Below are 23,464 nucleotides of genomic sequence, written 5' to 3'. Positions count from 1 at the left end.
TCATGCAAATCCAAGCACCTGATATTGGCGTAGATAAAGCGCTCGTTGCAGAAATCTTGGTCAAAGTAGGCGACCATGTTGCAGTTGACGATAGCCTTCTGGTGTTAGAGTCAGATAAGGCAACGGTCGAAGTACCAAGCACTGCGGCAGGGATCGTAAAAAGTATTCTGGTGAAACAGGGTGATGAAGTTACCGAAGGCGTAGCATTGATCGAACTAGAGTCTGAGACTGCTGCTGAAGCGCCTGCGAATGACGCACCGAAAGCAGAAGCGCCAAAAGCAGAAACAAAACCTGTTGAAGCTGAAACAAAAGCACAACCAGCTGCCGCTCCAACAGCGACAGCAAGTCAGATTGTGGATGTAAAAGTTCCAGATATTGGTGTAGAAAAAGCATTGGTTGCAGAAGTACTGGTCAAAGTCGGTGATCAGATTGAACCTGAACAAAGTATTGTGGTGGTTGAATCGGACAAGGCGACTGTAGAAGTACCAAGCTCGGTTGCGGGGATTGTCGAAGCGATCCAGATTAAAGAAGGCGACAGCATCAAAGAAGGCGTGGTATTGATTCAGGTCAAGACTGCGAGTACTGCAACCTCATCTGAACCGCAAGCAGCCCCAGCTCAAACAGAAGCGCCAGTCGCAACTAAAGAAGCATCAGTTGCAAGCAATACCTCAACAGGTAATGTCGAAATTGAAGTGCCTGATCTAGGTGTAGAAAAAGCACTTGTTTCAGAAATTTTGGTCAATGTCGGTGATCGCGTTGAAGCTCAACAAAGCCTATGCGTGGTTGAGTCGGATAAAGCGTCTGTTGAAGTGCCAAGTTCAGTGGCGGGGATTGTAAAAGCAATCCATGTGTCTGCGAATCAAGAAGTTCGTCAAGGTATGGCTTTGGCAATGATCGAGGTAAGTGGTCAGGCTGCTGCTCCAGCAGCACCAAAAGCTCAACCAGCCGCTGCGCCTGCTACGCAAGCAGCACCAGCAAAACCGCAGGCAGCAACGACAGCAGCACCAAGTGCGCCAGCGCAAGCTGATAAGCTGACCAAAGAGCAAGAAGCAGAAAATGCGAAGGTTTATGCAGGCCCTGCCGTGCGTAAACTGGCGCGTGAATTAGGCGTTATTCTCGGTCAGGTCAAGGCTTCTGGTGAACATGGTCGTGTGATGAAGGACGATGTTTTTGCTTATGTAAAAGCACGTCTCACGACGTCACAGCCAGCACCTTCTGCTCAAGCAGCACCAGTAGCTTCGGGCTTACCGAAGTTGCCAGACTTTGGTGCATTTGGTGGTGGTGAAGTGAAAGCAATGACGCGTTTACAGCAAGTGTCTGTACCACAGTTGTCATTGAACAATTTCATTCCGCAAGTCACCCAGTTCGATGTGGCGGATATTACTGAACTCGAAGCGTGGCGTGGTGAACTCAAAGATGGCTTTAAAAAGCAGGGTCTGAGCTTAACAATTTTGGCTTTTATTGCCAAAGCGGTTGCACACTTGCTCAAAGAAGAGCCTTATTTTGCTGGGCATTTGGCCGATGATCAGAAGTCAGTGTTATTGCGTAACGAAATTCATATGGGGATTGCAGTTGCGACTCCAGATGGCTTAACCGTTCCGGTATTACGTAACCCAGATCAAAAATCGATTAAGCAGATTGCGACAGAACTGGCTGAATTGAGCCAGAAAGCACGTGACCGCAAATTGTCGCCGAAAGATTTACAAGGTGCCAACTTTACCATTACCAGCTTGGGTAGTATCGGTGGCACAGCATTTACACCATTGGTGAACTGGCCACAAGTTGCGATTTTGGGTATTTCACCTGCAACCATGCAACCTGTATGGAATGGTAAAGACTTTGATCCGCGTTTGATGTTGCCATTGTCATTGTCTTATGACCACCGTGTGATTAATGGTGCGGATGCAGCTCGCTTTACCAATAAGCTGACCAAACTGTTGAAAGACATTCGCACATTACTACTGTAAGTGTTTAAATTATATTTGGAATAACCTCGCAAATGCGGGGTTTTCTTTTCAGTGATACATCAAAACTTAAGCTTTATTTGTAGCCAATTTTATTTAGAATAATTCTCAGTATTGAGATTAAAACAGGAGCAAGGATGTTTGCCATTTATCGAGTGATGCTACCGATTTTGCTGGTCGTATTTGTAGCGATGGGGCTGTGGGTAAGTTTTTTGCACTTTCCTTGGGAATGGGTAATGTACGCGGTGATGGGTTTAGAAGTATGCGTTGCTACAGTGGTGATGGCTGTTGAATATCAAGCTCAGCATGTAGGAAGTGCGAGCGGTTGGGTAAGTTTTGGTTTTCTTGGCTTGAGTGCCTATTTTGCATTTCTTCTAGGTATATTCCGTTTGCTGTTATGGGGTTATCAAAAATTCTGGGTCTAAAGATTCAAAATGATATCTTTATTTGTTAGAATAGTATCACTTCATTGGGGAGTAGCCGCTCTTTACGCAAAGTAAAGAGGTGATGATCAACATAATTGTTCAACAGAACATGGTCATCATAGCAAAGAACCAAAGCAGCTTAGGCTGTGCTTTTGTTGGCAAGACCTTTGATTTATCACTCTGCATCAATCTATTTGATTTTGGCTAGCAGGAGGGATAAGTCATCGGTATATATGCTAGCCAGAGCATTCAATTATGTATGAATTTCTCATCTCAACTTCAATTGTTGCCCTTGCAGAAATGGGTGATAAAACTCAGCTTCTTGCCTTACTCCTTGCCGCACGTTTTCGAAAACCTGTTCCAATTTTAATTGCCATTTTACTTGCAACAACCATTAACCATGGTATTTCTGCGGTGTTTGGTCAATGGATCACAACTGTATTAAGCTCTGAGATTTTGATCTGGATTCTTGCACTTGGATTCATCGGTATGGCGATTTGGATGCTGATTCCTGATGAGCTTGGCGATGAAACTGAAAGCATTAATAAGTGGCAACGTTTTGGTGTATTCGGTGCGACTTTTATTTTATTTTTCTTAGCGGAAATCGGTGATAAAACTCAAATCGCAACTGTCGCACTCGCTGCTCGTTTTGACAGTGTATTTTGGGTGATGTGTGGTACGACTGTGGGGATGATGATTGCCAATGCGCCTGCTGTTTTTATTGGTAATAAACTTGCTGATCGTTTGCCAATTTCTTTGATTCATAAAATTGGCGCTGCGATTTTCTTAATTGTCGGTGTTTCAACATTGGTTCAGCATTATTTCTTTGCTTAACCGCTGCATCAACGAAATCTAAGTTAAATAAATGCCAAGTCTATTTTGATGAAATTCAAAGTAGGACTTGGCATTATTCTTTAATTTTAGTAGTTAAATTTCACTGTAAAATTGATTTGGCGTGGGTTGCCTAGCGTAATCAGATTTTCATTGAGTGCGCCAGCATAGTAGTCTTTATCAAACATATTGCGGATTGAAAGTTGTGCACCCCAATGTTCTGTATCATAGCCTGCTTCAGTATCAAATACTGTGTAGCTCGGAATATCCAACGTTAAACCATCAACGCTTTTTTTCGTTTCGCCTCGAAGTCCTGCACCCACATACCAGCCTAAATTTGAATTTGGTTCAAAGCGATAGCGTGTCGATAAGCTATAGCTCTGTTTTGGAATATTGTCGATGCGAATACCAATATTTTCAGCTGTTGTATCCTGAGTAGTTTTTGCATCAGGTGTATAGGTATATGCTGCGGTGAGTTTGAGCTGATCAAACAAATGCGCCGTGACTTCTGTTTCAATCCCCCGTGTCATTTGCTCACCACGTTGTACTTTAAATCCACTGTTGATTGGATCTGATACTGAGACATTTTGGCGACGTAAATCAAACCATGCGATGCTACCTTGGATGCGTTGATCTGGGCTTTGTAGTTTTAAGCCGACTTCAACTTGCTTGCCTTTCTCTGGTTTAAATGCATTGTCATTAGCATCTGTTCCGCTGACAGGAAGAAATGATGTTGCATAGCTAACATAAGGGGCTGCAATATCATTGATGATATAGAGGAGAGACGCATTGCCTGTAAATGCATTATCTGATTGGGTTGATTCTGTATTTTTCACCAAATTTTTATTTTGTGTTTCAGCCCAATCGTGACGACCTGCTAGATTTAAAACCCATTGATCATTGAGTTGAATTCGATCACGTAGATATAAGCCTGTATATCTGAGGCGATTGATATCATGATTTGTGGGTGACTCAGGACAACTCACCTTGGTGTTGTATTGCGGATGATATAAATTTAAATTGCCCACGGTACAACGGTTATTGATGTAATCGCTTTTTTCTTGCATGGCATCGACACCAATCGTGAGTTCATGCGACATATTGGCAAGGTTAAAGCGTCTTTGTAGTTGATTATCGATTGAAAAACTTAAATTATCGACATCTTGATAACGTCCTTGACGTTGGATTGTGGTGTAATCGATCGTCCCATCAGAATTTTTCGCCCAAAAGTTCTTGCCTGTTGCAGCAAATACGGCAGGACCAACCATTTCTGTTTTTTGTACGGCAAAATTTTGTTTGAACTTCCATTCATTTTCAAAAGTATGTGCAAAATTATAGCCACTCCGATAAACATCCGCATTGTAGCCGCCATGAGCTGGTTCGCTCATGAATAATTTTGAGTCTAATGCGCCATTTGGATTTGTTAGCAATGTACCTAAGATAGGTAAGCCTTGTTGGCGCATATATTCACGATGTTGATAGCTTGCAATGACCGAAAGATCAGTATTGTCACCTAAGTCAAAATTATAAGAAGTTGAAATATAGTAATTTTTAAAATACACGAAATCGGTTGGATCATTTTGATCTGCAACACGCCCGTTAATGCGGAAAGCGCCTTTTTCACTGTCATTCGGACTATAGTTTAAATCGAAAGTGCCTTGTTTAAGTTGATTAGAGCCGTAGGTCACAGATCCTTGGTAGAATGAGTCAGCTTGAGGTCGTTTAGTGACCATATTGACCATGCCACCGGGTTGAACGAGGCCGAAATTAACCGATGCAGGCCCTTTGATGACTTGTACTTGATCCATACCAGAGAGTTCTGTTGCAACAAAAGTACTTTGCCCTTGCCGTAAACCATCAATAAAAACCTGATCCGATGAATTTTGTCCACGGATAATAAAATCGTCCCAACCCCGTCGTCCAAGTTGTCCCGAAACAACACCTGCAACACCATCAATCGCTTCTGCTAAAGTCTGTGCTTGTTTTTGCTCTAGCTGTTCTTGAGTAATTACACTGACGGATTGTGCTGTTTTAAAAAGTGGAGCATCTGACTTTAGTGCTGAAGTTGCTTGAGTAGCAACATAAGTGTCAGTTTGATCTTGCTCTGCTTGAATTGAAATGGTGGGAAGGGTATTGGTTGTATCGTCTGCATAAGCGGTTGTCATAAAGCCTAAAACAAGTGTTGCTAGCAGCGTTCGATGTGGAGGGAGCATAGAAGATTCCAAAACTGAGAGATATCTCAGATCGAGGTGATATTAATGAGAATGGTTATTATTTTAATTGATGTAAATAAAGATACTCAAGTTTTAAATCAGTAAAATTTACATAGATAAATTACGATAAAAGTCCAATATCTGATTGAAACAGCGACTAAATCCCATTATTTTATTATGGAATTAAAAATATTTCATATTTAAAGAATTTTTCTGGGGTTGCTATGAGCTTTGATCGGACTACATCACAAATATTATTTGATAATGGTACTCATAAATGCATTAGTTTTACCAGTTTGGTAAAGGGCGAGGGTATTCAAGCCAATCAATTTTTAATTATTGATCATGATCGTGCTGCTGTTTTAGATCCAGGTGGGGACTTAACGTATGTTCCTTTGACGATGGAATTGAATCGATATACGAAGCTTAAAAATTTAGATTATGTGATGGCTTCGCATCAAGATCCTGACATTATTACCTCGATGCCGCGTTGGTTGGTTTATACCGACGCAAAAGTTGTCGCTTCAAAATTATGGGCACGATTTTTACCACATCTGAATTCAGCTTTTATGAGTGATCGTATGAAGGGCAATTGGGAGGAGCGTCTGATTGAATTGCCTGACACAGGACAAGTAATTCCACTGGGTGAATCATCTATTGTTGCCGTACCTGCACACTTTTTACACTCGGTTGGCAATTTCCAATTTTATGATCCAACGGCAAAAATTTTATTTTCTGGTGATATGGGGGCATCGATTGTTGAAGATGCCAGTCTACCGATCACTGATTTTGAAGCCCACATCAAAAAAATGAAAGGCTTCCATCAACGCTATATGTGCTCAAACAAAGTGATTCGTTTGTGGGTCAATATGGTTCGTCAAATGGATTTGGATATGATTGTTCCTCAACATGGCACGGCATTTGTCGGTAAAGAGATGATTAATCAATTTTTGGATTGGATTGAAAATCTAGAATGTGGCGTAGACCTTATGAATGAGTATGTTTTCAGCATTCCAACGGAAATAAATTAAAGCTTGATAAATCCTTAAAATTTGAACGAATAAATCTATCGAAAACAGATAAATATATATTGTTTTCGGTAGTGAATTTTCTTAGGATTCGCGCTATAAAAAATTTGATTTGGTCGCGAGAATTTTAATAAAAATGTTGTCTCAAATTGCTACGCCAGATGCATGCATTAGTTGTGGTGCATGCTGCGCAAATTTCCGTGTCTCATTCTATTGGGCTGAAGCTGAAAGCATGCCTGAAGAAATGGTTGAACCTCTTACAGCGGTTTATTCTTGCATGAAAGGAACCAATCAATCACAACCTAGATGTGTAGCCTTACAGGGTGAAGTTGGTGTCAATGTAAGTTGTTCTATTTATGAAGCGCGTAGTTCCAGTTGTAAAGAAGTACAAATTGCAGATGAACAATGTAATAAAGCACGAATGAAACATAATATGATTCCACTCATTTGTGTCGAACCACAAGATTCTGAAAATAATGATAATTTTGATCAGGTCTGTTAATTCTGTTTTGATAAACTCAATGTAAAAAGCATTTATTCTGATGAAGAAATGCTTTTTCTCAAATTATTTTCTTCATAGAAAATGAAAATCACATCGAAATTTGTTTATAATAGCTCACGGAAATTACCAGTGAGATTGTTATGCTGACCATCGTTCAAGAAGCCTTGACCTTCGATGATGTCTTATTACTTCCTGCCTACTCTACTGTTCTCCCAAAAGATGTCTCCTTAAAGACACGTTTAACTCGCGGAATTCAACTTAATATTCCTCTCGTTTCTGCTGCAATGGATACGGTGACTGAGTCTCGTATGGCAATTGCGATGGCGCAGAATGGTGGTATTGGTATTTTGCACAAAAACATGGACATCTCAGCACAAGCCGCTGAAGTTCGTCGTGTGAAAAAATTTGAAGCAGGGATGGTGAAAGATCCTATCACTGTGACACCAGAAACAACTGTTCGTGAATTGATTGCAATCACAAGTGCCAACAACATCAGCGGTGTGCCTGTTGTTAAAGATGGCAAAGTTGTCGGTATCGTAACAGGACGTGATACACGTTTTGAAACGAACTTAGAACAGCCTGTGAGCAACATCATGACAGGTCAAGATCGCTTAGTTACTGTACGTGAAGGCGAATCTAAAGAAAATATTCAAGCATTATTGCAAAAACATCGTATTGAAAAAGTCTTAGTTGTTGGTGAGCACAATGAACTTAAAGGCTTAATTACGGTCACTGACTTCCGTAAAGCTGAAAGCTATCCAAACAGTTGTAAAGATGACCTTGGTCGTTTACGTGTAGGTGCTGCTGTGGGAACAGGTGCCGAGACACCAAGTCGTGTAGAAGCATTGGTTGATGCTGGTGTTGATGCGATTGTTGTAGATACTGCACATGGTCATTCGGCGGGTGTAATTGAACGCGTTCGTTGGGTAAAAGCAAACTACCCACAAGTTCAAGTGATTGGTGGAAATATTGCGACAGGCGATGCGGCATTGGCATTGCTTGATGCTGGTGCAGATGCCGTTAAAGTCGGTATCGGTCCTGGTTCGATTTGTACAACACGTATTGTGGCAGGTATTGGTATGCCACAAATTTCTGCGATTGACAGTGTTGCAAATGCATTGAAAGACCAAATTCCTTTGATTGCTGATGGTGGTATCCGCTTCTCTGGCGATATGGCAAAAGCAATTGGTGCGGGTGCGAGTACGATCATGGTGGGTTCACTGCTTGCTGGTACTGAAGAAGCGCCGGGTGAGGTTGAGTTCTTCCAAGGTCGTTATTACAAAGCATATCGCGGTATGGGTTCTTTAGGTGCGATGGCAGGTGCGACTGGTTCAGCTGACCGTTATTTCCAAGACTCGAAAGCAGGTGCTGAAAAATTAGTACCTGAAGGCATTGAAGGACGTGTTCCATATAAAGGCCCAATGGGCAATATCATCCATCAAATGATGGGCGGTCTACGTTCTTCTATGGGTTATACAGGTTCATCGACCATTGAAGACCTTCGTCAAAATGCGAAATTCGTGAAAATTACTTCAGCAGGTATGTCTGAATCACACGTACATGACGTAACGATTACTAAAGAAGCGCCAAACTATCGTGTTGGTTGATTTTTGGTAATTTTACCGATAGAAAAACCGTCAGTTTACTGACGGTTTTTTTGTTTTTGGTGTAAAGTGAGCGTGATGAGAAATATATGGTGATAGACCATATAAACGATAAGAAAGTGAGTAGAAGATGAGTTATTTTGGCACTGATGGCATTCGTGGAAAATTTGGACAAATGCCAATTACCCCTGAGTTTGCATTAAAACTTGGCTTCGCCGCAGGAAAAGTACTAAAAAGAAATAGTCCGAAAAATAAGCCAATCGTGGTATTAGGTAAGGATACACGTTTATCGGGATATATTTTAGAAGCTGCACTACAAGCAGGTCTAAACGCTGCGGGTGTTTATGTTCATTTATTAGGTCCATTACCAACACCAGCGATTGCTCACTTAACTCGTGCACTACATGCCCATGCGGGGATTGTGATTTCTGCGTCGCACAACCCTTACTTTGATAATGGGATTAAGTTCTTCTCAAGTGAAGGTAAAAAACTTCCTGATACCTTACAGGATGAAATTAACCAAGAATTAGAAAAAGATCTTGTCATTGATGACACGGCAAACCTTGGTAAAAGCGTACGTGTAACAGATGCCAATGGTCGTTATATCGAATTCTGTAAATCCACTTTCCCATACCATTTCAACTTACATAATTTGAAAATTGTCGTAGATTGCGCCAATGGTGCAGCTTATAGCGTAGGACCTTCTGTATTCCGTGAGTTGGGTGCGAAGGTAATTTCATTATTCAATGAACCAGATGGTTTAAATATTAATGAAAATTGTGGTTCAACTCATCCTGAACAATTACAGAAAGCAGTTGTAGAACATCAGGCTGATCTTGGCATTGCTTTTGATGGTGATGCTGATCGTGTAGTGATGGTGGATAAAAATGGTGATCTGATTGATGGTGACCATATCTTGTATATTTTAGCGACGCAAGCTAACCACAAGCCAAAAGGTGTCGTGGGTACAGTCATGAGTAATATGGCGCTTGAACTGGCATTGCAAAAAGCAGACGTTGGTTTTGTCCGTGCCAAAGTAGGTGACCGTTATGTGTTACAAGCACTTGAAGAAAACGCTTGGGTAACGGGCGGTGAGCCATCAGGGCATATTCTCACCTTGGATAAAAGCACAACAGGTGATGCGATTATTGCTGCATTACAAGTGCTGACGGTTATGGTTGAGCAGGGTAAAGCCTTACATGAGTTAGTGGAAGGTTTTGTTTTATTCCCTCAAGTTCTCGTTAATGTGCGTTTACAGCAAATGATCGAACCGTATTCTATTCCAGCTTTAGTGGCTGAATTTGATAAAGCAGAGCAGCAACTCAAAGGCCGTGGACGTATTTTAATTCGTAAGTCAGGTACTGAGCCTGTGATTCGTGTGATGGTCGAAGGCGATCAACAAGAAGAGGTTGTGAGTCTGGCAAATCATTTAGCTGATGCAGTACGTGCACAGGCGCAAGTTGCTTAAGGAGATAAATAATGAGTGATGTCATTAAGGATCTCAGCGAGCTACGTTTAAGTTACGAACAAGGCGAATTACACGAAGCGCAAATCAGCAATGATCCACATGTGCAATTTTTAAACTGGTTTAATCATGCGCTTGATGCAAATCTGCATGAACCCTATACCATGTCACTTGCGACAGCAAATGCACAAGGTCGTCCGCATGTTCGAACCGTCTTGTTACGTGGTGCGACTGAGGCGGGTTATGATTTTTATACCAATTATGACAGCCAAAAAGGTTTAGATCTTGCTGAAAATCCTTTTGCTGAGTTGTTATTTTATTGGCCGAGCTTAGAACGTCAGGTGCGTATCAGTGGTAAGGTACTTAAGATTTCTGAACAAGAATCGACTGATTATTATCATAAGCGCCCTCGTGATAGCCAAATTGCAGCGCACATTAGTACTCCACAAAGTGGTGCGATTTCGAGTCGTGAAGAATTGCAACAACGCTTTCAACAACTCCAGCAGAGCATTGGTGATCAAGGTGAGTTAGCTAAACCTGAATTTTGGGGCGGTTATCGTCTCGAAGCAGATTATTATGAATTCTGGCAGGGGCGACCAAACCGCTTGCATGATCGTTTAAGTTATGAAAAACAGAATGATCTCTGGACGATTCAACGTTTGATGCCATAAATGACACAGATACTTATTCAAAAGAGACCATTACTCACACGCCCTGAACAGTTTCAGGGCGTGCCTCTGTTTATCGCAGAGATTTTGGCAAGACGAGGTGTTCAGTCTGAACAAGAGCTTGAATTAAAGCTTAAACATCTACTTGCTCCGCATTTGAAAGGTTTAGATCGAGCAGTTGAACTGATTGATCAAGCGATTGATCAGCAAAAGAAAATCATCATTGTAGGTGACTACGATGCAGATGGTGCAACCAGTACCGCGCTGATGGTATTAGTCTTAAAAGAAATGGGTGCATTGGTCGACTATCTGGTACCTGACCGTTTTAAATATGGCTATGGGTTAACTCCCAAAATTGCTGAATTGGCACACGCAACCTATCAACCTGATTTATTGATTACTGTCGATAATGGGATATCAAGTCATGCGGGTGTTGAAACGGCGCAGTCACTTGGGATGCAAGTGATTATTACGGATCACCATTTAACGACTAAGCCAACACCATTTGCTGAAGCTGTGGTGAATCCAAACCAATTGGATTGTGAGTTTTCGAGTAAGGCCTTGGCAGGGGTTGGAGTCGCATTCTATGTCTTGGCAAAACTGGCAAGTTTTCGCAGTCAGCACAATAAAACGAGCAGTAAAGTCACTCAATATTTAGATCTAGTTGCTTTGGGTACTTATGCTGATGTTGCAACTTTAGATTATAACAATCGCATTTTGATTGATGCGGGTGTTAAACGCATCCAACAGTATCAGTGTCGTGCTGGAATTTTAGCGTTACTCGATATTGCTGGTCGTGATGCAGCTCATCTACGTGCGCAGGATTTGGGTTTTGTGCTTGGTCCGCGGATTAATGCCGCAGGTCGTATGGAAAGTATGCGTATCGGAATAGAATGTCTACTTGCTGAAGACATGGCAACTGCTTATCCGATTGCTCAGCAGCTCAATCAACTGAATGTTGAACGTCGACAAGTTGAAAATGAAATGAAGCAACAGGCTCTCACGGCTTTGCAACAAATACAATTAACAACCGAACATATTCCTCCTGCTTTGGTAATGTTTGAGGAACAATGGCATCAAGGGGTGATCGGTATCGTTGCAGGCCGCTTAAAAGAGCAGTTTCATCGACCAAGCTTAGTGTTTGCGCCCGATGAAGATGGGATACATATCAAAGGTTCTGCTCGTTCAATCGAAGGAATTCATATCCGAGATATGATTGAGCAGGTTGCTGAACAGTATCCGCATTTGGTCAGTCATTTTGGTGGGCATGCAGCAGCAGCGGGTTTAACACTAAAAAAAGAACATTTTGAAGAATTTAAAACCGTGTTTACTCAAATGATTGCGGAAATGGATTCTGATTTATTTCAAGCAACTTTATGGACGGATGGTGAGTTAGATGACTCCGCTTTGCATTTAGGAACTTTAGATTGGATAGAGCAACTTGGCCCTTGGGGGCAAAAATTTCCTCTACCTCAGTTCGAGGGTCGGTTTAAAGTGATTGATTATCGTTGGCTCAAAGATCAGCACTTAAAATTAAAACTTGCTGTAGGGCAACATGTGATTGATGCGATTGCTTTTAATGCCATCGATCGTTATGAATTTAATCCAATGTTGGGTTATGTCGATTTGGTGTACACCTTAGAACGTAATGTTTTTAATGGGAATACCAGTTTACAATTGCAGGTCGCCTATTTAAAGCAATAAAAAATCCGCTCTGTTGAGCGGATTTTTTGTTTTATAGAAACTCAATTAAAAGCGGAATGTACCGTTGATGCCATAAGAGTCAGCACCATCAGTTGTCGTGTATCCCACACCTAAAGCAAATTGAGGGTTAAAGAATTTTTGTGCACGAATGTTGAAAATACTATCCGAGTCGTCAGCTGTAGAGTCTGCAAAAGAAACACCAACGCTTAGTGTTTGATCTAAATACAGATCAGCAGCTAAACGATAAGATGTTTCGTCACCGATGTAAGTTACACCTTCAAAATTTGTATAGAAGCCAGCGACTTCTGAAACATATTTTGCACGAAGTGAAACGGCTGTATCGTCGTTATCACCAGAAACAACGGCAGCATTACTGACATTAGTAACAAAACCATATTTTGCGACTTTTACAGGGTTGATACTTTCTGAAAAATCAGCCACACCTACAGCAAGTAATAAGCCATTTACTGGAAGGAAACCTGCTTCAAACTCGTATCCATTGCCATTATCTGACTCTGAACCAAGTCCATTAATGGTGGCTTTAATATTCGTGCGGTGTAATGCACCAGAAACATAAAACTGAGTATCAGGAATAAAAATTTCGCCTTCTACACCAATAATATTAAATTGCAAATCACCAAAATCTTCATCATCTTGAAGTTTGCTATACGCATATCCACCGCCGATACTTGATGCTTTATCAAGGAAAGCTGCTTCTGCAAGAGGCGCATTACGAGTTTGCACAGGATTAAAGTAATATTTACCGCTGATTGCTGCGCTATTCGTTTTACCACCGTCCATGTCGACGTATTCATAAGCACCAGTCGCTTCGGTTTGATATGCATTCGCATTTAAAGCAACACAAGAACTTAAAAGTGCTGTAATTAAGCTTAATTTTTTCATTTAATAACTCCCCTTTATTAAAATAATGCATCGTAATAATTTGTTGCGAGTTGTAGTGTAGTCAAAATTTGAGAGTCGTCAATTATTAAATGAATGATCAAAATATTTAGCTGTTTCTGTTTAAATAATCAGATATTGAATTCAATATGAATCAGGGTGCTTATTTTTATATTTATAAATATTCATTATAAAAAAACCGCCCTGAAAATTGATTTCAGAGCGGTTTTTTGAATCTAAAAGTTAGGATTTAACAATTAGAAACGGTATGCAGCACGAACACCATATGTGTTGTAATCATCGCCAAAACCGACACGACCTTCTAAGCTTACTTGCTGATTTAGGAATTTCTTCGCAGAAATACCCCATTCATCACGATTCGTAAGATCGTTATTGTAGTAATCTGCACCTACACTGAGTGTTTTATCTAGGTAGTAATCACCTTTTACTCGGTATTCATCTAAATCACCGAAAGCACCATATGCTTCTAAGTTAATGTCATTTCCACCAACTTGAGTGACGTATTTTGCGCGAACGGTTGGGTCTGCACCGTCTTTACCATCTTTTTCGTCATACCCTTTTACACCTAAAGCAAGTAATAAACCTGGTGCAGGTAAGTAACCCACTTCAGCAGCATAAGTTGTAACTTTTTGATCGATAGATGTATTGTCTACTTCTAACTCATTACGACCCAAATTACCGCTTAAGTAAAAGTCACTATTCGGGACATAATATTCTACACCTACGCCATATTGTGAATCTTTTATACCGTTATTGTCTGCGTAATTCACTTTTGCACTAACATTACTTGCGCGGTTTACAAACGCTGCTTCAGCAAGAGGTGCATTACGGGTTTGCACTGGGTTGAAATAGTATTTTCCATCTACACCAAAGCTATGTGTTGCATCGAAATCATCCCAATCAGAATAAGTATATGAGCCGCCTACTTCAGCTTGATAAGCATGTGCAGTACCTGTCACTGCCAATGCAGATAAAAGTGCCGATGCAATTGCTAATTTTTTCATGGTTACTTCCCTCTGAAATAATGAGAACTAGCTAAATCTTAATTACATGTTTTGTTACAAGTCCCAGTCTATTTAAAATTTGATGAGGGTCAATCATGAGAAAGTAATTAAACAGTACGAATGTAATTAACTTGTAATTTTGACATTTTATATATTTGATTTTTATTTAAAAAAATGGATTGTATTGATTTATTAAAACTTAGGAGGGATTGTGTATTTTCGTATATTTAGTCTAATTTTTACCCAATTTAAGTTTAAATTGTTTTAGTGAAATCGTTGGACAAGTATGAAAAGATGAAAGTGAAACATTTGTCTTCGTTTTCCATGACGTACAAAATAAGACGGCTGTGTCGTAAAAACACTTATGTTAAAATAGTCGATTAAGTGAAAAAGAGTGTAGGAAAAGACACGTGGAAATTAATCCGTATTTAGTTCAATTGAAAGATTTATCTGATCGTAGCCAAACACTACGGGGGTATCTTTGACTACGATCTAAAAGTTGAGCGTTTAGAAGAAGTTTTAAGAGAATTAGAAGACCCTGCAATTTGGAATGATCAAAATCGTGCTCAAGCGATTGCCAAAGAAAAGGGCAGTTTAGAAAATACCATTAGTGTATTTGATCGTTTGGCTGAACAGCTTGATGACGCGAAAGCGATGCTTGATTTGGCTGTTGAGGCTGATGATGAAAGTTTATTGGTCGATGTACAAGCTGAACTGGATAGTGCTGAACAGGCTTTAGGTAATCTTGAATTCCGCCGTATGTTTAGTAATCCAATGGACCCAAATCCATGCTTCCTTGAAATCCAATCGGGTTCTGGTGGTACAGAGGCACAAGATTGGGCATCGATGCTGTTACGTATGTACCTGCGTTGGATTGAACGTCATGGCTTTAAAGCTGAATTGATGGAAGTTTCTGACGGTGATGTTGCAGGAATTAAATCTGCAACGATTCGTGTGGATGGTGAGTTTGCTTATGGTTGGTTACGGACAGAAAGTGGTGTACACCGTTTAGTGCGTAAATCGCCATTTGATAGTAACAACAACCGTCATACATCATTCTCGGCAGTATTTATCTCGCCTGAGATTGATGACAATATTGAGATCGATATTAATCCATCGGATGTTCGAACAGATACTTATCGTGCTTCGGGTGCAGGTGGTCAGCACATTAACAAAACTGATTCTGCGGTACGTTTAACCCACGCACCAACAGGTATCGTGGTGGCGTGTCAGAACCAACGTTCACAACATGCTAACCGTGATCATGCATGGAAACAGTTACGCGCCAAGCTCTATGAATTAGAGATGAGTAAACGTAATGAAGCGGCTCAAGCTTTGGAAGATTCAAAGTCAGATATTGGTTGGGGCAGTCAAATTCGTTCTTATGTCTTAGACGATTCACGTATTAAAGATTTGCGTACAAGTGTAGAAACATCGAATACCAAAGCAGTCTTGGATGGTGATTTAGACAAGTTCATTGAAGCAAGTTTGAAACAAGGTTTATAAGTTTAAAACGGCAATTTCGTTCAGCATCTTTTGGTTAATCGGAAAAATATGATATTAATATCGATAAAAACAGATATTAATATTTATAAAATTCGATATACTGAGTTTAGATGCTGAACAAAGCTTTTGCCTGTTGAGAAACGTGGTGAGTCTATGGATATTGATGTTATAAGCAAAGCCTTAGCCAACCCATTACGTCGACAAATTTTGCAGTGGTTAAAAGAGCCAGAGCAATTTTTACCTGTACAGGAATGTGGTGGTAGTTTTGAGCGTGGTGTATGTGCTGGGCACATCGAACGTTTAGGCAAAGTTGCGCAATCGACGATGTCGAATCATTTGTCTGTGTTACAGCAAGCGGGTTTGATTAATGTTGAAAAATATGGGCAATGGTCTTATTTCACACGTAATGAAGCTTTGATTCAGCAATACATCGAACATTTAAAACAAACACTCTGACGGCGAGGATAAGGGTAATCTTAACCCGCTGAATAGAGTGAAGTTGAGGCGATCATGGCTGAATTAAACTCTACCTTACAAGTAGGTGACTTTAAGATTAAAAACCGTTTGGTTTTAGCTCCTTTAACGCGTGCACGTAGCGATGCGTCTCGTGTTCCAAACGATTTAATGGTGGAATACTATCAACAACGTGCCAATGCGGGTCTAATCATTACCGAAGCAACGGTGATTAGTCCAAAAGCCGCAGGTTATGCCAATACCCCAGGCTTATGGTCACAAGAACAAGCACAGGCTTGGAACAAGATTGTTGATGCAGTGCATTCACAAGGCTCAAAAATCGTGGTTCAGCTTTGGCATGTTGGTCGAATTTCACATCCCGATTTGTTAGATGGTGATACGCCTGTTGCGCCAAGCGCAATTCAGCCTGCTGGTGAAGTGAGTTTACTTCGTCCAAAACGCCCATTCGTTACACCGCGTGCATTATCCCATGAAGAAATTCAGGAAATTGTTGCACAATATAGAAATGCTGCTGAACAAGCGAAAGCGGCAGGTTTTGATGGTGTAGAGTTGCATGCTGCCAACGGATATTTGATTGACCAGTTCTTGCAAAGTTCAACCAATCATCGTGATGATGAATATGGTGGTTCAATTGAAAACCGTGCACGTTTACTGTTACAAGTCGTTGATGCATTTATTGACGTGTGGGGTGCGGGTCGAGTGGGTGTTCATTTAGCGCCACGTGGTGATTCACATGATATGGGCGATGAAAATCCATTGGCAACTTTTGGCTATGTTGTTGAGCAATTGGATCAGCGCAATGTTGCTTTTATTTTCACGCGTGAATACCAAGCCGAAGACAGCTTAATGCCTGCACTACGTTCGAAATTTAAAGGTGTATGGATTGCAAATGAAGGTTTAACGGCTGATTCTGCAAAACAAATGTTGGCAACAGGTCAAGCAGATGCAGTGTCATTCGGCAAAGCTTATATTGCCAATCCAGATTTGTTAGAACGTTTACAAAATGATTTACCTTTAAATGCTATTCAGCCTGAAACTTTATATGGCTCAGGTGCAGAAGGTTATACAGATTATCCTGCTTTTGAACAGTTAGAAGCTTAATCTGATCTAAAAGACTCATGCTATTTACCAAAATGGCATGAGTTTTTTATTGAAATTCCGCATAATAAGCTCACATCAAATCGTGAAATATGGTCTAGGATGGCGCAGAAAAACGCAGTGCAGCAAACACCCTTTTGGTATAACTTTTTATTAACCTGTATCAAGCCGTTATATCGTTGGAAAATAAAACAACGCGCTGAAAATGATGCGGCATTTCAACAAGAGTGTATCGAGCGTTTTGGCCCTTTTCAGCCACCCCAAAACTTAGAAACGATTTGGTTTCATGTGGTGTCTGTTGGGGAAACTAATGCAGCACAGCCTTTGATCGAGCATTATTTAAAATTAGGCCATCCTGTGTTGGTAACCAATACGACGAAGACGGGTCAGGCGCGCGCCAAATCGCTGTTTCTGAAAGCACCTTATCTCGATTTATTTCAAGCGGTTTATTTGCCCGTTGATCAAAAGCGATTGCTCAAGCAGTTTTTTGATGTATATCAACCCAAACTTTTGGCATTGGTTGAAACTGAAATCTGGCCAAATTTGATTGCGGAAGCCAAGCAACAACAGATTCCCTGTATTTTATTGAATGCCCGCCTTTCTGAAAAATCGGCGAAAGGCTATGGCAAAGTGGCACGATTGACCAAGCCGATGTTACAACAACTGACGTGGATGCTGGCACAAGATCAAGCGACGCAGCAACGTTATGTCGCTTTAGGACTTGATCAAAACAAAAGTCAGGTAGTTGGAAATATTAAATTTGATATTACCGCACCAGAGCACTTTGTAGTGCAAGCACAGCAACTTAGACAAGATTGGCACTTGGCGGATCGTCAGATCATTACTTTGGCCAGTACGCATGCGCCCGAAGAACAAAGTTTACTCAAACAATTGCAGCCGCATTTAAATTCAAATCCAGCTTTGCTGTGTATTGTGGTGCCTCGTCATCCGGAACGTTTTGATGAGGTGTACCAAGTTTGTCAAAGTTTAAATTTAAATACGCAACGCCGTAGTCTTAAGCAAACGATTCAAGCGGATACACAAGTTTTTCTTGCTGATAGTATGGGGGAAATGTGGTTGTGGTATGGCTTGAGCCAAGCGTGTTTTGTTGGCGGTTCATTGAATGAACCGGGTGGTGGTCATAATATTTTAGAACCTATGGTACTCGATGTGCCGAGTGTCATTGGACCGCGCTATTTTAACTTCCAAAGCATTGTCGATGAGTTTGTTGCAGAGCAAGGCATTTTGATTGGAGATGATGCAGCACAGATTGTGCAACAGCTGTTGAGCTGTTTAGAAAATACTGCTCAAAAACAACGTTTAGTTCAGCAAGCTCAGTTGGTTTTACAACGAAATACGGGTTCTTTACAAAAGCATATTCAGTTAATTGATCATTATTTACAGCAAACCGCATCCTCATGAATATTGTGTTACTTAAACCAGAACAGACACAATCTGAGCTTTGGAATATTGAAAATCCAAGACAATTGCAACATTTACGTCAGCATTTACAACTTCAAGTAGGTGATTCGCTGAAAGTCGGTATTCGACACGGTCTACGCTATTTGACAGAAGTTGTTGCATTGAATGAGACGCGAATTGTGGTGCGCCCGATTGAGACCGAAGCTGTACCTGCTAAGCATCCTGTACATTTGATTCTTGCCTTACCTCGTCCCAAAGTGTTGCGTCGAATGATGATGGATGCAGTGACTTTAGGGGTAGAGCGCATTAGTTTGATTCATAGTTATCGCGTAGATAAAAGCTATTGGCAGACGCCTTTTATACAGCAATTGGATGATTATGTAACTTTGGGCTTAGAGCAGGCGGGAGACACCATTGCGCCAGAGATACAATTGTACAAACGCTTTAAACCTTTTGTAGAAGATGTTTTGGCAACTTTAATCACAGAGCAGCAGCCAGCTTATGTGGCACACCCGTATGCTGAGCATGTGATGCCTCACGCAATACAACATCCCTGTATTGTGGTGGTCGGGCCAGAAGGCGGATTCATTCCTTATGAAATTGAATTGCTCAAAAAAAATGGTTGCCAAGCTGTGAGCTTAGGCAACCGAATTTTGCGAACTGAAACTGCTGTTCCGTCTATTTTAGGAAGGCTGTTTATCTGAGTTTTGTGTATCAAAAGGCAATTGAGCATTGTTCTGCTGTACTTTAAGCTCTTGAATTGGATATGGAATATTAATTCCTTGAGCATTAAAGGCTTGTTTTACTTGAGCTTGGATTGAACTGGTCGATGATAAAATATCGGTTTCAGTGGTATTAATCCACCAACGAACCGTTAAATTGACAGAGAAATCGGCTAAAGCAGTAACATTGACTGAGAATGTCGGTTGACTGAGCACATTACGGTCATTATTCAAGATATCCAAGACAATTTGCTTGGCTTTTTGTTCATCGTCATCGTAACCAATACCAACAATAAACTCACAGCGACGCTGCTGATAAGCGGTATTGACGGTTACAGGACTGGTATAGACCGTTGCATTGGGAATCACGATACGACGACCATCATAAGAACGTAAAAAAGTCGCTCGAATCTGAATATCTTCGACCACACCTTCCATGCCATTCACGATGATTGCATCACCGATACGGAATGGTTCACCAAGTAAAATCAGAACACCTGAAAGTAAATTTTGGAAAATATCTTTAAATGCGAAACCAATGGCAACAGAACCAATTCCTAGAGCACCGATGAGTTGGCTCGGTGTAAATCCTGGAATTGCAATCACCAATGCGATTAGGAAGCCAAAGAATAAGATAAATGTTCCACCGACACGGTGTAGAACTAAAACCAAATTCTGTCTTGCATAAGAGCGATTGGTTAATGTTTTATTCACAAAAAATTTAAATAATTTAGTGAGTAACCAGAAAATGATAAAAACAACAATCGCAATACAGATATAGGGAACACGTTCCCAAAAGCTGTCGATGATTTTATCAATCGTTGTATAGGCATCGTGATATTTCTCAGTATGCGCAAGTACCGTCTGTGTGGTTTTCGCACTGGCCTGATGCAATAGTTCGCCTGTATCTTTCGCGACATTTGTCAATGTTGTTTGTTCGTTAGCCACTAGAAATCTCTATTTCGCAAAGAAAGGAGTAATAAGGTGTTGCATGATAATGAAATTATTGTAAACACGCTTGGCAAATTCAGTAATCAATTGATTTCATTAATGCTACAAACGCATAAAAATTACTCACAATCAAAAATACTCCGTTGTGTTTTGAATAATCTGTGTTGGTGCATCCCAAATATCGGGACTAGCGAAGTAATACATAAAGACAGACATACTAAATAGTATGAAAATACTCAGAATAATCATGATCCAAGCCAATAATTTTTCCCATGCTTTGGATGGACGTACATCTCCATAGTCATTGCGATACGGTGTGCCCGGCGCAAGTAATACATATAAAGTGAAAAAGAGTTGTATCAATGGCACAAGTAACAGTAGGCATAACCAACCTGTTTTATTGAGATCATGTAGGCGTCGAATCAAAAAAACAATTTGAAAATAAAACCCTGCAAACCACAGCGCAATAATGGCAAATGTTGCAATACCTGAAAATGCTGAGAACATTGGTTCGTTCATATTGACATTGTTTATGCTGACATTGCCTGCGATTGATACCAATAGCACGAATATAAGTATGAATCCGATACTGATTAGTCCATGCCAGCCTAAGTAGCTAAGTCGATTAAAACGTCCTCTCGATGAGAGCGGATGATCTTTGCTGGGTTGCGTCTGCGGTGCAATTGTAAAATCTGACATAGATGGATTCCTATTTTTCTGCTTATTAAATCTTTTAAAGAGTTTACATTGATCAAAATAATCACTTATTTTAAAAACAAAAAGCATAGACAAGCAGTTAAATTTTAAATTATTTTGAGTAAAATTTTGAAAATATGCGAATCGTAAAATTGCAACAGTTCTACGACCAAAGCCGCATTGTTTGCTCTTGTTGTTGGTGACCATACTGCAAGAGACAACAAAAAATACCGAAGCATTAGATGGTATATCTACGGTATGAGATAAAAAACCAAGGAAGTGAACTATGAAAGAAATCTACCCAGTGCCTGACAAATTCAAAGAAACAGCAAGAATCTCTGAAGCAGACTATTTCAATCGTTATCAGTATTCAATTGAACACCCTGAAGCATTTTGGGCAGAAGAAGCGAAAAAGATTGATTGGATTAAACCTTTTACGCAAGTTAAAAACACCAGTTTTCATCCAGATAATTTCAAGATCGAATGGTTTGCAGATGGCGAACTGAATGTTTCTGCTAACTGTTTAGATCGTCATCTTAAAGATAATCCTCTCAAGCCAGCAATTATTTGGGAAGGTGATCATCCATCACGTCATAAAATTATTTCATTTGCAGAATTGCATGATGAAGTGTGTCGTTTTGCCAATGTCTTGAAAAAGCAAGGTATCAGTAAAGGTGATCGCGTAGTTCTATATATGCCAATGGTGCCTGAAGCAGCAATTGCTATGTTGGCATGTGCGCGTATCGGCGCAGTACATTGTGTGGTGTTTGGAGGTTTCTCACCAGATTCATTGGCCAGTCGTATTGAAGATAGCCAAGCAAAATTAGTCATTACTGCTGATGCGGGAATGCGTGGTGGGAAAATTATTCCACTCAAAGAAAATGTAGATGCTGCATTGGAGATTGATGGTACAAGTAGTGTTCAGAATGTGATTGTGGTGCACCGTACAGGTAATCCTATTCAGTTTAACCCTGAGCGAGATGTTTGGTATCACCTTGCCATTATGGAAGTGGATGAGCACTGTCCACCAGAACCGATGAAAGCAGAAGACCCATTATTCATTCTGTATACCTCAGGTTCAACAGGTAAACCGAAAGGCGTGCTACATACCACAGGCGGTTATCTAGTATATGTCAATACAACATTCAGAGAGGTCTTTGATCTTCGTGAAGATGATGTGTACTGGTGTACTGCGGATGTCGGTTGGATTACAGGGCATAGTTATTTACTTTATGGCCCACTGAGTAATGCAACGACGACGGTAATGTTTGAAGGGATTCCACAATATCCAACTTGGGCACGTATTGGTCATGTCATTGATAAGCACAACATTACTATTCTCTACACTGCTCCAACCGCAATTCGCGCCATGATGCGTGAAGGTGATGCCTATGTCCGTGAAAGTGATCGCAGTAGCTTACGTCTACTGGGTTCGGTTGGTGAACCGATTAATCCTGAAGCATGGAATTGGTATCACGAGGTGGTTGGTGAAGGTCGTTGCCCAATTGTGGATACTTGGTGGCAAACAGAAACGGGTGGTATCTTAATTTCACCATTGCCGGGTGCAACCGCTTTAAAACCAGGTTCAGCAACACGTCCATTCTTCGGTGTTCAGCCAGCCTTGGTTGATGGTGAAGGCAATGAGTTAGAAGGTGCAACCGAAGGGAATCTGGTGATTAAGGATTCATGGCCGGGTCAGATGCGAACCATTTGGGGCGATCCTCAACGTTTTATCGAAGCATATTTCTCGACCTTTAAAGGTTGCTATTTCACGGGTGATGGTGCACGTCGAGACGAAGATAATTATTATTGGATTACAGGACGTGTTGATGATGTGTTGAATGTTTCTGGTCATCGTCTAGGAACTGCCGAGATTGAAAGTGCGCTAGTGGCACATGAGGCAGTTGCTGAGGCTGCGGTGGTTGGGATGCCGCATGATATTAAAGGTCAGGGTATTTGTACCTTTGTGACTTTACAAGCTGATGTGGCAGAATCTGAAGAGCTACGCAAAGAGTTAGTGAATTGGGTGCGTAAAGTTCTTGGACCTGTGGCAACCCCAGATGCATTGCATTGGGCGCCTGCTTTACCAAAAACCCGTTCAGGTAAAATTATGCGTCGTATTTTAAGAAAGATTGCGGCAAATGAATTGGATAGCTTAGGTGATACCTCAACATTAGCTGAACCAGCTGTGGTCGAGCATTTGATTGCGACGGTTTATCCAAACAGATAATCGTTTTTTACTAAAAGAGCGTTCTGTAGAACGCTC

Annotated in this window: 20 protein-coding genes and 1 riboswitch; of the genes, 15 read left to right on the top strand and 5 right to left on the bottom strand. The window is 40.8% G+C overall.

What is annotated here, in order from left to right; genetic code table 11:
- Positions 1–2 precede the first annotated feature (2 nt).
- The 3 genes from IO68_RS19915 to IO68_RS19905 all read left to right on the top strand — a co-directional run bounded on the left by IO68_RS19915 (position 3) and on the right by IO68_RS19905 (position 3,223).
- Positions 3–1,967: a 2-oxo acid dehydrogenase subunit E2 gene (locus IO68_RS19915; RefSeq protein ID WP_023012681.1), complete on the top strand. Its 1,965-nt coding sequence runs from the start codon at positions 3–5 to the stop codon at positions 1,965–1,967.
- Positions 1,968–2,101: 134 nt separating this feature from the next.
- Positions 2,102–2,389, top strand: a complete 288-nt coding sequence (locus IO68_RS19910) for a hypothetical protein (protein WP_023012680.1) — start codon at positions 2,102–2,104, stop codon at positions 2,387–2,389.
- A gap of 34 nt (positions 2,390–2,423) precedes the next feature.
- Positions 2,424–2,561: riboswitch (yybP-ykoY riboswitch) on the top strand.
- Positions 2,562–2,644: 83 nt separating this feature from the next.
- On the top strand, positions 2,645–3,223 hold the full coding sequence (locus tag IO68_RS19905; RefSeq protein WP_023012679.1) for a TMEM165/GDT1 family protein: 579 nt from the start codon (positions 2,645–2,647) through the stop codon (positions 3,221–3,223).
- Between the two features lie 86 nt (positions 3,224–3,309).
- On the opposite strand, the gene IO68_RS19900 is transcribed toward IO68_RS19905, so the two are convergent.
- Positions 3,310–5,433 (bottom strand): TonB-dependent siderophore receptor, encoded by a 2,124-nt coding sequence (locus tag IO68_RS19900; RefSeq protein WP_023012678.1) that lies wholly within the window; start codon positions 5,431–5,433, stop codon positions 3,310–3,312.
- 224 nt (positions 5,434–5,657) lie between these two features.
- Here IO68_RS19900 and IO68_RS19895 point away from each other — a divergent pair, with 224 nt between their 5' ends.
- From IO68_RS19895 to recJ, 6 genes are all read left to right on the top strand, one after another.
- The gene (locus IO68_RS19895; protein ID WP_007481361.1) at positions 5,658–6,464 is read left to right on the top strand and encodes an MBL fold metallo-hydrolase; all 807 of its coding nucleotides are present in this window, start codon (positions 5,658–5,660) and stop codon (positions 6,462–6,464) included.
- Positions 6,465–6,597: 133 nt separating this feature from the next.
- Positions 6,598–6,963, top strand: coding sequence for a YkgJ family cysteine cluster protein (locus tag IO68_RS19890; RefSeq protein ID WP_023012677.1), 366 nt, complete (start codon positions 6,598–6,600; stop codon positions 6,961–6,963).
- A 140-nt stretch (positions 6,964–7,103) separates the two neighbouring features.
- On the top strand, positions 7,104–8,570 hold the full coding sequence (guaB, locus tag IO68_RS19885; RefSeq protein WP_004878042.1) for an IMP dehydrogenase: 1,467 nt from the start codon (positions 7,104–7,106) through the stop codon (positions 8,568–8,570).
- Between the two features lie 127 nt (positions 8,571–8,697).
- The gene (gene glmM / locus IO68_RS19880; RefSeq protein ID WP_023012676.1) at positions 8,698–10,035 is read left to right on the top strand and encodes a phosphoglucosamine mutase; all 1,338 of its coding nucleotides are present in this window, start codon (positions 8,698–8,700) and stop codon (positions 10,033–10,035) included.
- A gap of 11 nt (positions 10,036–10,046) precedes the next feature.
- Positions 10,047–10,703, top strand: coding sequence for a pyridoxamine 5'-phosphate oxidase (pdxH, locus tag IO68_RS19875; RefSeq protein WP_023012675.1), 657 nt, complete (start codon positions 10,047–10,049; stop codon positions 10,701–10,703).
- Positions 10,704–12,404, top strand: a complete 1,701-nt coding sequence (gene recJ / locus IO68_RS19870) for a single-stranded-DNA-specific exonuclease RecJ (RefSeq protein ID WP_023012674.1) — start codon at positions 10,704–10,706, stop codon at positions 12,402–12,404.
- Between the two features lie 45 nt (positions 12,405–12,449).
- Here recJ and IO68_RS19865 read toward each other — a convergent pair whose 3' ends face one another.
- On the bottom strand, positions 12,450–13,307 hold the full coding sequence (locus IO68_RS19865) for a putative porin (RefSeq protein ID WP_023012673.1): 858 nt from the start codon (positions 13,305–13,307) through the stop codon (positions 12,450–12,452).
- A gap of 254 nt (positions 13,308–13,561) precedes the next feature.
- Positions 13,562–14,329: a putative porin gene (locus IO68_RS19860; protein ID WP_007481353.1), complete on the bottom strand. Its 768-nt coding sequence runs from the start codon at positions 14,327–14,329 to the stop codon at positions 13,562–13,564.
- Positions 14,330–14,739: 410 nt separating this feature from the next.
- Between IO68_RS19860 and prfB the strand changes: the two genes are divergently transcribed.
- The 5 genes from prfB (at position 14,740) to IO68_RS19835 (ending at position 19,533) form a co-directional block, all read left to right on the top strand.
- Positions 14,740–15,835, top strand: a protein-coding gene (prfB, locus tag IO68_RS19855; protein ID WP_100607978.1) for a peptide chain release factor 2 whose coding sequence is annotated in 2 segments (ribosomal slippage) — positions 14,740–14,811 and positions 14,813–15,835 — 1,095 coding nt in all. Because the reading frame shifts where the segments join, the coding sequence is not laid out codon by codon here.
- Positions 15,836–15,988: 153 nt separating this feature from the next.
- A complete protein-coding gene (locus IO68_RS19850; protein ID WP_017196833.1) occupies positions 15,989–16,291 on the top strand; it encodes an ArsR/SmtB family transcription factor in 303 nt (100 codons plus the stop codon).
- A gap of 54 nt (positions 16,292–16,345) precedes the next feature.
- On the top strand, positions 16,346–17,410 hold the full coding sequence (locus IO68_RS19845; protein WP_023012672.1) for an alkene reductase: 1,065 nt from the start codon (positions 16,346–16,348) through the stop codon (positions 17,408–17,410).
- Positions 17,411–17,509: 99 nt separating this feature from the next.
- A complete protein-coding gene (locus IO68_RS19840; protein ID WP_023012671.1) occupies positions 17,510–18,829 on the top strand; it encodes a 3-deoxy-D-manno-octulosonic acid transferase in 1,320 nt (439 codons plus the stop codon).
- A complete protein-coding gene (locus IO68_RS19835) occupies positions 18,826–19,533 on the top strand; it encodes a 16S rRNA (uracil(1498)-N(3))-methyltransferase (RefSeq protein ID WP_023012670.1) in 708 nt (235 codons plus the stop codon). Before IO68_RS19840 ends, IO68_RS19835 begins: the two co-directional genes overlap by 4 nt.
- On the opposite strand, the gene IO68_RS19830 is transcribed toward IO68_RS19835, so the two are convergent.
- Positions 19,513–20,499: a mechanosensitive ion channel family protein gene (locus IO68_RS19830; protein WP_007481348.1), complete on the bottom strand. Its 987-nt coding sequence runs from the start codon at positions 20,497–20,499 to the stop codon at positions 19,513–19,515. The genes IO68_RS19835 and IO68_RS19830 overlap by 21 nt on opposite strands.
- Before the next feature lie 132 nt (positions 20,500–20,631).
- Positions 20,632–21,201 (bottom strand): DUF805 domain-containing protein, encoded by a 570-nt coding sequence (locus tag IO68_RS0116820; RefSeq protein ID WP_031234682.1) that lies wholly within the window; start codon positions 21,199–21,201, stop codon positions 20,632–20,634.
- Between the two features lie 283 nt (positions 21,202–21,484).
- Here IO68_RS0116820 and acs point away from each other — a divergent pair, with 283 nt between their 5' ends.
- Entirely contained in the window at positions 21,485–23,428 is a 1,944-nt protein-coding gene (acs, locus tag IO68_RS19825) for an acetate--CoA ligase (RefSeq protein ID WP_023012668.1), read from the top strand.
- Positions 23,429–23,464: the final 36 nt, after the last annotated feature.

Source organism: Acinetobacter sp. COS3 (assembly GCF_000475335.1).
Taxonomy (GTDB): domain Bacteria; phylum Pseudomonadota; class Gammaproteobacteria; order Pseudomonadales; family Moraxellaceae; genus Acinetobacter; species Acinetobacter venetianus.
This window is presented reverse-complemented; position numbering and strand designations above follow the sequence as displayed.